The organism is Streptomyces sp. NPDC088554, from assembly GCF_044752945.1.
GTDB lineage: Bacteria > Actinomycetota > Actinomycetes > Streptomycetales > Streptomycetaceae > Streptomyces.
The window spans coordinates 33,456-43,900 of record NZ_JBIVMF010000021.1 but is presented as its reverse complement, the minus strand read 5'-3'; the positions used below and the strand labels follow the sequence as shown (position 1 = coordinate 43,900).

Genomic DNA, 10,445 nt, shown 5'->3' with positions numbered 1-10,445 from the left:
GGACGGAGGCGGGTGCCGGGACGGGTGCCGGGACGGAGGCGGGTGCCGGGACGGGTGTCGGGGCGGGTGCCGGGGCGGACGCCGGGACGGGAGACCCTTCGGGGGTACGGGCGGACAGCCCGCCCAGCAGCGTCAGCGCGGCCCGCGCGGTCGCGTCGTTCTGCCGGAACGCGGGCCCGCCCGTACGCGGCCGGGTGAAGGCGCCGCTCGACCGGGCGGTGGTGTACGGGCCGAGCGCGAACCGGCGCGGATGCGGGCGGCCGCCCTGCTCCAGCAGCCGCCCGTCGCCGGGGTCTACCCTGACCAGCCCGGCCGCCGAGGTCGTCGCGGCGCCCTCCTCGTACAGGGCGCGCAGCAGCGGACTGCGGGTGCGGGCGGGCGACGGGTCGGGGAGCCGGGCCTCGACCAGGGTGCGGGCTTCCACGTACTCCCCCGGTACGGCCGGGGATCCGGCCCGGAAGACCCCGGCCCGGTCGTCGGCCTCGACGGTCAGCTCCGGGCCGAGGAAGCGCACGACCCCGGCCCGGGACAGCGCGAGGAGCTGGCGGAGCCGGGGCCCCGGCGGGCCCGAGGCGAGGTAGCTGAAGAAGCCGTGCCACCGCCCGTCCGGATCGCCCGCGTCGCCGAGCCGCATCAGCTGGCCGTACACCGAGAGCAGCCCGAGGAAGACAGCGAGGTCGGTGCTGTGCTCCGGGTCGTGGCGGCGGTCGAGATCCGCGCCGACATAGCCGCGCAGCCCGTCCTGGAGCGCCGGGGCCGAGGGGAAGCGCGCGCCCTTCAACGGCCGGTCGAGCGCGGCGAGATCGAGCCGGTCGGCGGGGTCCGGTATGGCGGCGGCGACCAGCGCGGCCAGCTCCGGGCTGCCGGGGGCGGCGGCCGCGTACGCCTCCTCGAAGGCGGTCCGGTCGGCGCGGGTGCGCTCGGGGTGGGCGGTGAAGAGCCGGTGGTAGTGGGCGAAGCCCAGCTCCTTGTCGATCAGCGGCCGGACATCGCGCGCGTGGTCGGGCGCCTCGGCCCCGGCGAGCAGCGCGTCGACCTGCGCGGGCCCGAGAAAGCGGGGCAGCGGCGGGCGCTCACCGGTCAGCGCGTAACCGATCTTGGAGTGGTACGGAACGCCGCGCCGCGACCCGACGTGCAGGACCGGTTCACGTCCGGAGGGGTGGTAGACCAGCTCACCGTCCCCGGTGTCCGCCTCCGTGTACCGGCCGCCGCGCCCCTCGGTGAGCAGGACCATCAGATCGACGAAGGCGAGTCCGAAACCGCGGACGATGACGGGTTCCCCGGCGGGCACCGTGGACAGATCGCTGTCCGCGGTGAAGTCGGGCGGCAGGTGGAGCAGCCCGTGCCGGTGCGCGAAGGCGGTCAACCCGGCCTGTTCCGCGTCCGGTTCGCCGTCGAGGTGGCCGAGGGCCAGGACGACGGCGTCGGCGAGCAGCGGTTCGGCGCGGTCGGCCAGCCAGACGCGCTGGCGCCCGCCGCGCGGACCGCTGACGCGCAGAGCGCTGGTGGGGTGGAGGTGGACGGCGACGCCCGGCGGCAGGGCGGCCACGGTCTGTTCGTACACCCAGCTCAGATAGGCGCTCTGGACTCGGCGGGCGGGGAACGCCGCCGGGGTCAGCGCGGCGATCTCCGCGCGGAGGGCGGCGTCGTCCCCGGACGCGGCGGCGAGCCGGGTGCGGCCCTCCCCGACATCCCGGGCCCATTCGTGCAGCGCGGGCCCCTGGCGTACGGGCCCGGCCAGCTCCACCGAGTCGTCGGTGAACATCGTGACGTCCTCGGCCGTGGAGTTCATCCAGAGCAGCGGCGACTGGTCGCGGCGCCAGATCCGGCCGCCGCCCGGCGGATACGGGTCCACCAGATGGATGTCGAGGCGCCGGCCGTCGTACAGGGAGGGCGCGTTGGCGACGATCCGCTCCAGGAGGCCGGTACCGCGCGGGCCCGCGCCGACCACGACGAGCGAAGGGGTCAGCGGTCGGGGGCGGACGGTGTCCTGGGATGGAGACGGGGGCAAGGGCATGCGAAGGCTCCGTGGATACAGCGATCGAACACGGGAAGTGCCTTCACAGAAAACGCGGGCGGACCGAGCCCCTCAGCAGGATCCGCTTGTGACCTGAGGTTAAGCGGTGAATACGGCCCGCTGTCAAGCCTGTCCGCATGGTGGGCCGCTCGTCTCATACATGGTTGACGCGAAAACGGATGACTGTTCCACTGGGGCCATGCATTCACAGCAGTGGCTGGTCACGCGCTCCCACATCGACTTCGGTCGCGTGTGGTCCTCTTCCTGTTGAGCCGACGCCCTGCACGGCACCCCCCGACGTCAGTCCCGGCGCTCGCGCGCCGTTTCCGCGTGCCTTCACACTCCCCTCGGCGCTCGCCTCAGCAATCGCAGCCACAACCGCAATCTCCGCAGTCGCAACAGTCACAGCGATCGCACCGGTCCGACCCGTCGCACCGGTGACAACGGCCTTCCCGCTTCCCGTCCGACCCGACCCTCGTACGTACCGAAGGCCCGGCCCACCGAGGTCCGCAGCTCGTACGCCGGCAGCACACGGGCGAGCCGGTCGTCGGCGAACTCCGCTCGCCCAGCGCGGTCCGCATGCCGCGCAGCGGACAGGGGCCCGCGATACGGCGCCGCCCGGCGGCGCGGCCGGTCTGAGCCTCCGTCAGAACCGGGGCGATCAGGCCGTCGTAGTCGGTGACGGTCCGGGCGAACCACCCATGGTCGGAGCGGGGCGCTCCGAACACGACAGTTCCCCGGGAGCCGTTCGCCGACGCCGCGACGCATCGTATCCAGCGATCCGTTCACCCGAACGACCCCGGCATCACCCATCTGGAAGAAAGATACTATTTTGGGCTGATTTAAGGCCCGTACCCTGGAAGAACCTTGACGAATCGCCACATCTTCTGCACCAGTAGCGTCACGAATCGCCTGCGCGCCGACTATCCCCTTGGCGCGCGATCCGCATGATGGTCGACCATAGGGATAGGGAACTTCATGTGACCGCGGTGAAAGGAGGCGTCGATGGGATCGGTGCGCAAGGCGAGTGCCTGGCTGGGCCTCGTAGAGGACAACGACGAGCGTTACTACGACGACGAGTACGCCGAAGGGACCGAAAGTAGCGAGACCTGGCGGAGCGAGCCGCGTATGCGGGTCGCTCCCGAAGCCCCCCAGGAGCAGAGCCGGAGGATCGCCACCGTCTCCCCGGAGAGCTTCCGGGACGCGCGGGCGATCGGCGAGCTCTTCCGGGCCGGCACCCCGGTCATCATGAATCTCACCGCCATGGAGCCCGCCGACGCCAAGCGCGTGGTGGACTTCGCCGCCGGGCTGATCTTCGGGCTGCGCGGGTCGATCGACCGCGTCGCCGCCCGGGTCTTCCTGCTGACTCCCGCCGACACCGAGATCGTCAACGGTGAGGCCAAGAGTCGTGAGGACGGCTTCTTCAACCAGAGCTGAGCAGGGCGCTCACCGGTTCCCACGGCCTCACCGGAAGGCGTCGAGGCCGGTGAGCGCCTTGCCCAGGACGAGCTGGTGCATCTCGACGGTGCCCTCGTAGGTGAGCACCGACTCCAGATTCGTCGCATGGCGCATCACGGGATATTCGAGCGAGATCCCGTTGGCACCGAGGATCGTCCGCGAGGTCCGGCAGATCTCGATCGCCTCCCGCACGTTGTTGAGCTTGCCGAAGCTGATCTGTTCGGCGCGGAGCCGGCCCGCGTCCATACGCCGCCCCAGATGGTGGGCGAGCAGGATGCCCTTGTGCAGTTCGAGGGCCATATCGGCCAGCTTGGCCTGGGTCAGCTGAAAGCCACCGATCGGCCGCCCGAACTGCTCACGCGTCCTCGCGTACTGGAGCGCCGACTCGAAACTCGCGCGCGCCGCCCCCATCGAACCCCAGACGATCCCGTACCGGGCGTGGCTCAGACAGCTGAGCGGTCCGCGCAGCCCGATGGCCTCGGGGAGTACGGCGTCGGCGGGCAGCCGCACCCCGTCGAGGACCAGTTCGCTGGTGACCGAGGCGCGCAGCGACCACTTGTGGGTGATCTCCGGCGCCGAGAATCCGGGGGTGCCCGCCGGTACGAGAAACCCCCGGATGCCGCCGTCCGTTTGCGCCCAGACGACGGCGACACCCGCCACCGAGCCATTGGTGATCCACATCTTGCGGCCGGTCAGCACCCAGTCGGTGCCGTCGCGCTTGGCGTGGGTCCGCATCCCCGCCGGGTCGGAGCCGTGGTCGGGCTCGGTGAGACCGAAACAGCCGATGATCTCCCCCGCCGCCATCCCGGGCAGCCAGCGCCGCTTCTGCTCCTCGGACCCGAAGCGGTGGATCGCGTACATGGCGAGCGACCCCTGCACGGAGACCAGGGAGCGGATCCCGGAGTCGGCCGCCTCCAGCTCCAGACAGGCCAGCCCGTACGGGACGGCGCCGGCGCCCGCGCAGCCGTACCCCGTCAGGGACATGCCGAGCGCGCCGAGACCGCCCAGCTCACGGGCGAGTTCCCGGATGCCGGGCAGCTCGCCGCGCTCGTACCACTCGGCGATGTACGGCAGGACCCGGTCACCGGCCCAGGCACGCACGGTGTCCCGGATCGCCAGCTCCTCCGGGTCGAACAGTTCGTCGATCCCGAGCGGATCGGCCGGGTCGAAGGGCGGCGGCTTCGCGGCGGACGGTGCGGACATGACGGTGAGCCTCCGGCGTCGATCGGCAAACTAGCGCTGCTAGTCACAGGGCCGCCCCGACGTTACGGCTCAGCGCGGAGCGCGTCCAGACCCGGCGCGCTCGGCGGGTCCGCGTACCGTCAGCTCCACCGCGACCTCGGCGGGCTCCCGGGTCCGGGGCAGGCCGTACGACCGGGGCGGCTTGGCGAGCCGGGGCTCCCGGCGCGGTTCCGGCAGCTCCACGGCCTCGTCCCGTACGCCCTCCGGCCCGGCCCCGGCCACCACCGGCCGGCAGTCCATGGCCTTCGGAAGCCGCCGCGCGGCCAGCGCGCCGAGCAGCAGCAGACCCGCGCTGACGAGCAGCGTCACATGCAGTCCTTGCACGAACGAGTGACGTGCGGCGGCCCTCAGGGCCTCCCCCACGGGCCCGCCGAGCCGGTCCGCCACCGCGTACGCCTCGCCCAGCGAATCGGACGCCGCCGCTCCGGCCGACGCCGGAACGCCCCGTACCGACGCCGGTCCGGGCGCGTACACCGCGTTCATCACACTGCCGAGCAGCGCTATCCCGAGGCCCGCGCCCAGCTGGTACGACGTCTCGCCGATGGCCGCCGCACCGCCCGCCTGTTCGGCCGGGGCGTCGCTGAGCATCGACTCGTACGCGCCGAACAGCGTGGCCTGGAGCCCGAAGCCGAGCAGGACGAACCCCGCCGTCAGCAGCGCGGGCCGGTCGTGCTCGCCCATCACCGTCAGCAGCAGCACGGCGACGGCGGTCAGGACGAAGCCGCAGGAGACCATCCGGCGCGGACCGAACCGGCGCAGCATGGCCGAGCCCGCGATGCCCGCCGCCATCGCCGCGAAGGTCAGCGGCAGCAGCCGCAGCCCGGCCCGGAGCGGGCTGAGCCCCAGCACCAGCTGGAGGTACTGGACGGCGATCAGCTGGAGCCCGACCAGCGCCAGCATGGCGAGGACGATGCAGCCGACCGAGGTGGAGAAGGTGGGCCTGGCGAACATCCGCGTATCGATCAGCGGGTGCGCGCGGCGGCGCTGTCGTCGTACGAAGAGAACGAGGAGCGCGGCCCCCAGGCACAGGGCGACGAGCGTGGCGGGGCCGAACGGGGCCTCCCCGGCGCCGAGCCGTTTCACGCCGAAGACCACGCCGAGGATCCCGGCGGCGGCCATCAGCGCGCCGAGCACGTCCCAGGGTCCGTCGGTGGAGCCCTTCGACTCGGGCAGCAGGATCCGGCCGAGCGGCAGCAGGACCGCCAGCAGCGGGATGTTGATCAGGAAGACCGAGCCCCACCAGAAGTGCTCCACCAGGAAGCCGCCGAGGACCGGGCCGATGGCGGCGCCGATCGCGGCGACCGCGGTCCAGACCCCGATGGCCATGGCCCGTTCGCGGCGGTCGGGGAAGACCGCGCGGAGGACGGAGAGCGTCGCCGGCATGATCATCGCGCCGCCGATGCCCAGCAGGGCGCGGGCGGCGATCAGCATCGCGGGCGTGTCCGCCAGGGCGGCGACCGCCGAGGCGACGCCGAAGAGCGTGTATCCCAGCAGCAGGATCCGGCGCCGGCCGACCCGGTCGCCGAGCGTGCCGAAGAGGATCAGCAGCGAGGCGCAGACCAGCGGGTAGGCGTCCACGATCCACAGCAGCGCGACGCCGCTGGGGTTGAGGTCCGCGGTGACGGCGGGGACGGCGACATGCAGCACCGTCGCGTCGACCGCGACCAGCAGCAGACTGACGCAGAGGACGAGGAGAACGACCCACCGGTTGGCACCGCCGTCGGCGGTCCCCCGCCGCGGTCCGGTCCTGGTGGTCCCGGACTGGTGCGTCCCGGGCATCTGAGTACCTCCCAATGCGTCCCTCGCGCTCGGCGGTCCGAACGGGCCCCTGGCCCCGTGCGGCCCGTCCATCGACGGGCGAAGTGAGCCGTCAGCGTACGCGAGTGATCGCGTACGTCACATGGCGCAGGTCTCACCACTCCGGCCAGGGCATGTGGTGTGCGCCACTTCCGGCGTCCCATGATCACCGATCTCCGGCCCGCACGAGCGCCGGGGAAATTCCACGCGTCAACGCGGTGAACCGAATCCGTGTCACAGAAAGACAGTTCCCGGAACAGCACATCCGTGAATAGAGCCCAAGGCCCCTTGAATTCCCGGAACCACCCCGGATAAGTCCCGGATAAAAAGCGAGCCGATACCCACTCCACATCACATCGTCATCACAAAGAGACCTGATCGCCTGGTTCGGTCACTCACTCGCTGTAACGTCCATTGGGTGCGTACCGACATCTTTGCCCGCCTGGACCGGGAGCCGGAACCGCCGAAGATAGAGATCCCGCGGATGAGCCGCACCCGCACGGCTCTCTTCGGCGGGACCTTGGCGTTCTATATCGCCATCGTCCTCGCCGTGCTCGTCTCGTCGTCGTTGGTGATCCTCGACTGGAAGGTGATGCTCTTCCGGCCATATCAGCAATGGCCGGAACTGCACGCCTTCCTCGACTACTTCGTGGTTCTCGGCCAGCGCGGCCCGACCGCCGTGATGATCGCGGCCTGGCTGGGCTGGCGCTCCTGGCGGCAGCACACCCTGCGGCCGCTGCTGGTCCTCGGCGCGGCGCTGCTGCTGCTCAATGTGAGCGTCGGCGCGGTCAAGCTCGGCCTCGGGCGGCTCGGTCCGCACTACGCGACGCGGATCGGCTCCGCCGAACTGTTCGCGGGCGGCGATATATTTCCCTCCGGACATACCGCCAATGCCGTCGTGACCTGGGGAATCCTCGCCTATCTGGCCACCACGCCACGCGCCAGGCGCTATCTGTCGGTCATGTCGGCCATGGTGGCGCTGGGCGTGGGCGCCACCACCGTGTATCTGGGTACGCACTGGCTGAGCGATGTCCTGCTCGGCTGGGCCGCCGGCCTGCTGATCCTGCTGGCGCTGCCCTGGGTCGAGCCGATGATCGGCCGCGCGGAACGCGCGATCCTCGGGGTGCGCGAGCAGTGGCGGGCGCGCCGCAGCCCTGCCCCCGCCCCCTCGGCGAAGGTCGGCGGCCCGCGCCACGCACCGGTCCCGCAGCCCCTGGGCGAGGAGTCGCCCTGCGAGCACATCGGCGCGGGTCACAGCGGTCGCACCGCGGGCGCCCGGGTCACCGGTCAGCTCACCGCCCAGCCCCGGCAGCACGCGGCGGTACGTTCGGAACGCACCCCGGTCACCCCGGCGGGCAGCCGCCGCCCCCCGCACTCCCGCCCGGTCACGGGCGGCTGAAGGCCCCTGGAACCCAAGACCCAAGAAGGACGGCCGGGGCCTTTTCGTACGTATGGAAAGGCGGACGCTCAGCCGTGCCAGCAGCGGATGACCTTGCCTCCGTCCACCTCGAAGTTGAGCCGGCCCGCGACGAATTCCATCGTGATGATCACACCCGGGGGCAGCGCTCTGACATGGGTCCAGCCGCGCGCCCTGGCGCGCCGTTCCGCGCTCCCGGCGTCGAGGCCGACATAGGACCCGGGATCGTCCGAAGGCTGTCGGGGTGGTGTCGGTATCGGTGCCATAGCACTCACCGTAGGCGCCGGGACGCCGGGAAGGAAGTCGGGCCGGGATACCCGGGGCACCGCTCTTCGGGATCCCCGCGTGGTCACGCTTGTGTCACAGCGTCCCCGCATCCGCCGGAGGCGAACAGCGTCTCTCCCGACACATGTTCAGCGCTCTTCCCCAAGTAATTCGATGACCCGGAAGATCACATAAATTTACCCTCGCAGAATTAACCTCACAGGGTGATCCGGAGATCTTCCGAGGTAATTCGACGGCCCGGAGAATTCACGATTCCCCCGCACAATCCGTCGTCGGACGACACCTCCGACGACAGACCGACGACCCGTCCGCGGGCGCGGTCCCGGACGGCCCGTCGGCCGAGCGCCCTGCGCAGCCGGTCGCGTACCGCCCTGATGCGGTCGGTCGGCTCCGGCGGTTCGGCGACCTCGAAATCGAGGCCCAGGGGCACCGGATGGACTCGGTGCCCTGGCCCGCCACCGTGCGCGGCCCGACGGCGACGGCGACCGCCTCCTCGTCGTCCGGCAGCGGCGGCTCGGCCCCCGCGCCGAGCCGGTAGCCGCCGCCCGTACCGGGGTCGGCGTGCACCGGGTAGCCCAGCTCGCGCAGCCGGTCGGCATCGCGCCGTACCGTACGCGCGGTGACGCCCGGCCGGGCGCGAGGCGGCTCCGGACCACGCGGTGGGCCTGCGGCGGGGAGAGCGGACGCAGCAGTCGCGCCGAGGTGTCCGGCACGCGCACGAGTCCGGCAGCGGTCGCGGCAGCGCCGGTTCCGCGACGAGTTCGATTACGTACGCCTCCACGCGTGACCCCGGCCACGGCTCACCCGTTGTCTTCGGTACGAGCCGGGAACAGCCCGGCCCACGCACCGAGTTCGAGGGAGCCACCCGTGCCGCGCATGCTCGATGTCAGCGAGGACGTCCGCGCCGAGATCGGCGACGAAGAAGCCGACCGGCTGCTCGCCGGCGAGAACTCCCCGGGGAACTACGACTGCACGTCCTGCCGGACCCCCGGCGACTCCGAACAGGAGCGGACCAGCACCGTCCTGTTCGTCGGCGAGGAGACCGCCGTTCTCGCCTTCGCCCACGCCACCTGCATCCCCTCCCAGGTCGTCCAGGTCGCCGAGGACCAGCTCCAGGGCGCGGTCAGGTCCATCACCGGCGGTGAGCCGGAGGCGCCCCAGCCCCCCGCCGGCGCCCCCGGCCAGGCCGTTCTCGGGGTCACCAGCGGTCTGGTGCTGATCGAGGAGGAGCTGTATCCCGCCCTGGTCGTCGAGCCGACGGCCCCGATCGCCCGGCCCGGTTCCGAGGGCACCACCGACGAGTTCCTCCAGCTCCTGATCGAGCAGGGCTTCGCCCCGGTCAACGACCTGAGCGGGGTGCCCGGCGTCAACCCCGGCTGGTCGGTGCTGCTCGCCATGGGCCAGCTGCACGCCGTACTCCAGCCCGGCACCGGCGGCTCCACCTCCTCGGTCGCCTGGTGGCAGGCGCACCAGCCGCTCCAGGTCACCGATGGCTGGCGCAACGCGGCCAACAAGTCGCAGCGGGTGCTGGTCTACGCGGCGCCGGTCGGCTCCATCGGCCAGCAGCCCCGGGAGGACCTGCTGCGGGAGGCGCTGGAGAAGGCCGCGGCCAACGGCCGGCTGGTCGCCGCCATGATGCCGCTGGCCGGCACGTGACAGAGGCCACGATGCCGCTCCGCCGGTTGCGCTCCGTACAACTTTCGACGAATTCCGGTCACAGCCCGCATCCGACCGCCGACGGGGTCGTTGGCCCGTACGTGCACTCATACGACCCCTCCCGGCAGCAGTATCAGAGCCAGATCCCTTCCATGCGCCCCGCGCAGGACGTAGCGGACGGGTTCTCCACCACTCCGATCTACGACGCGCTGTACTCCGAGTTCCGCCGGTCCTTCAGGGCTCTGCCCGGCGATCGGAGCAACGAGGAGAATCTCGGCTTCACGGCCTTCGGCACCGGCATGCACGCCTCTCACGGCGGATATGGCGGGTACGGCGGATACGGGGGCTACAGCGGTCTCGGCCATACGCCCCAGATGGGCTCCTGGCAGCGGGATCCCCGGCAGTACATGGGCCGCCCCCAGGCGGCGCTGCCACCGGGACCACGTCGCGGCGCCTGACGGGGCCGCGACGGACAACACGAAGCGGTGGGGGGGGGGGGGGGGGGGGGGGGGGGGGGGGCGCGCCCCCCCCCCCCCCGCCCCCCCCCCCCCCCCCCCGCCCCGGGGGAGGGCG

The 10,445-nt window shown here is 71.9% G+C and carries 9 protein-coding genes and 2 pseudogenes; 4 read left to right on the top strand and 7 right to left on the bottom strand.

Features of this window, described 5'->3' with window-relative positions; all coding sequences use genetic code 11:
- Together ACIP8W_RS23580 and ACIP8W_RS23575 are read right to left on the bottom strand one after the other, a co-directional pair.
- The coding region (locus tag ACIP8W_RS23580) for an FAD/NAD(P)-binding protein (protein ID WP_402204487.1) at positions 1-2,017 on the bottom strand (2,017 nt) is incomplete at its 3' end.
- A gap of 569 nt (positions 2,018-2,586) precedes the next feature.
- Positions 2,587-2,790: pseudogene (locus ACIP8W_RS23575) on the bottom strand (hypothetical protein); the annotation flags it as partial.
- A gap of 232 nt (positions 2,791-3,022) precedes the next feature.
- Here ACIP8W_RS23575 and ACIP8W_RS23570 point away from each other — a divergent pair.
- A complete protein-coding gene (locus tag ACIP8W_RS23570; RefSeq protein WP_401950408.1) occupies positions 3,023-3,454 on the top strand; it encodes a cell division protein SepF in 432 nt (143 codons plus the stop codon).
- A gap of 27 nt (positions 3,455-3,481) precedes the next feature.
- Here the strand turns inward: ACIP8W_RS23570 and ACIP8W_RS23565 are convergent, their stop codons facing one another.
- Positions 3,482-4,678, bottom strand: coding sequence for an acyl-CoA dehydrogenase family protein (locus tag ACIP8W_RS23565; RefSeq protein WP_401950410.1), 1,197 nt, complete (start codon positions 4,676-4,678; stop codon positions 3,482-3,484).
- 69 nt (positions 4,679-4,747) lie between these two features.
- Positions 4,748-6,496, bottom strand: coding sequence for an MFS transporter (locus ACIP8W_RS23560; RefSeq protein WP_401950412.1), 1,749 nt, complete (start codon positions 6,494-6,496; stop codon positions 4,748-4,750).
- A gap of 436 nt (positions 6,497-6,932) precedes the next feature.
- On the opposite strand from ACIP8W_RS23560, the gene ACIP8W_RS23555 reads away from it, so the two are divergent.
- On the top strand, positions 6,933-7,913 hold the full coding sequence (locus ACIP8W_RS23555) for a phosphatase PAP2 family protein (protein WP_401950415.1): 981 nt from the start codon (positions 6,933-6,935) through the stop codon (positions 7,911-7,913).
- Between the two features lie 68 nt (positions 7,914-7,981).
- Here ACIP8W_RS23555 and ACIP8W_RS23550 read toward each other — a convergent pair whose 3' ends face one another.
- The 3 genes and pseudogenes from ACIP8W_RS23550 to ACIP8W_RS23540 all read right to left on the bottom strand — a co-directional run.
- Positions 7,982-8,197 carry an I78 family peptidase inhibitor gene (locus ACIP8W_RS23550; protein ID WP_401950418.1) on the bottom strand — a complete coding sequence of 72 codons (216 nt, stop codon included), beginning with the start codon at positions 8,195-8,197 and terminating at the stop codon, positions 7,982-7,984.
- A gap of 215 nt (positions 8,198-8,412) precedes the next feature.
- Positions 8,413-8,646 carry a hypothetical protein gene (locus tag ACIP8W_RS23545; RefSeq protein ID WP_401950489.1) on the bottom strand — a complete coding sequence of 78 codons (234 nt, stop codon included), beginning with the start codon at positions 8,644-8,646 and terminating at the stop codon, positions 8,413-8,415.
- A 2-nt stretch (positions 8,647-8,648) separates the two neighbouring features.
- Positions 8,649-8,929: pseudogene (locus ACIP8W_RS23540) on the bottom strand (helix-turn-helix transcriptional regulator); the annotation flags it as partial.
- Between the two features lie 154 nt (positions 8,930-9,083).
- Here ACIP8W_RS23540 and ACIP8W_RS23535 point away from each other — a divergent pair.
- Positions 9,084-9,872: a hypothetical protein gene (locus ACIP8W_RS23535; RefSeq protein ID WP_401950420.1), complete on the top strand. Its 789-nt coding sequence runs from the start codon at positions 9,084-9,086 to the stop codon at positions 9,870-9,872.
- A 152-nt stretch (positions 9,873-10,024) separates the two neighbouring features.
- Positions 10,025-10,330: a hypothetical protein gene (locus ACIP8W_RS23530; RefSeq protein WP_402154897.1), complete on the top strand. Its 306-nt coding sequence runs from the start codon at positions 10,025-10,027 to the stop codon at positions 10,328-10,330.
- Positions 10,331-10,445: the final 115 nt, after the last annotated feature.

Bases quoted from the DNA above. Each gene is read 5' to 3' on its own strand.
- ACIP8W_RS23560 (WP_401950412.1), bottom strand. From the start codon at position 6,496: ATGCCCGGGACGCACCAGTCCGGGACCACCAGGACCGGACCGCGGCGG.
- ACIP8W_RS23565 (WP_401950410.1), bottom strand. From the start codon at position 4,678: ATGTCCGCACCGTCCGCCGCGAAGCCGCCGCCCTTCGACCCGGCCGAT.
- ACIP8W_RS23530 (WP_402154897.1), top strand. From the start codon at position 10,025: ATGCGCCCCGCGCAGGACGTAGCGGACGGGTTCTCCACCACTCCGATC.
- ACIP8W_RS23550 (WP_401950418.1), bottom strand. From the start codon at position 8,197: ATGGCACCGATACCGACACCACCCCGACAGCCTTCGGACGATCCCGGG.
- ACIP8W_RS23570 (WP_401950408.1), top strand. From the start codon at position 3,023: ATGGGATCGGTGCGCAAGGCGAGTGCCTGGCTGGGCCTCGTAGAGGAC.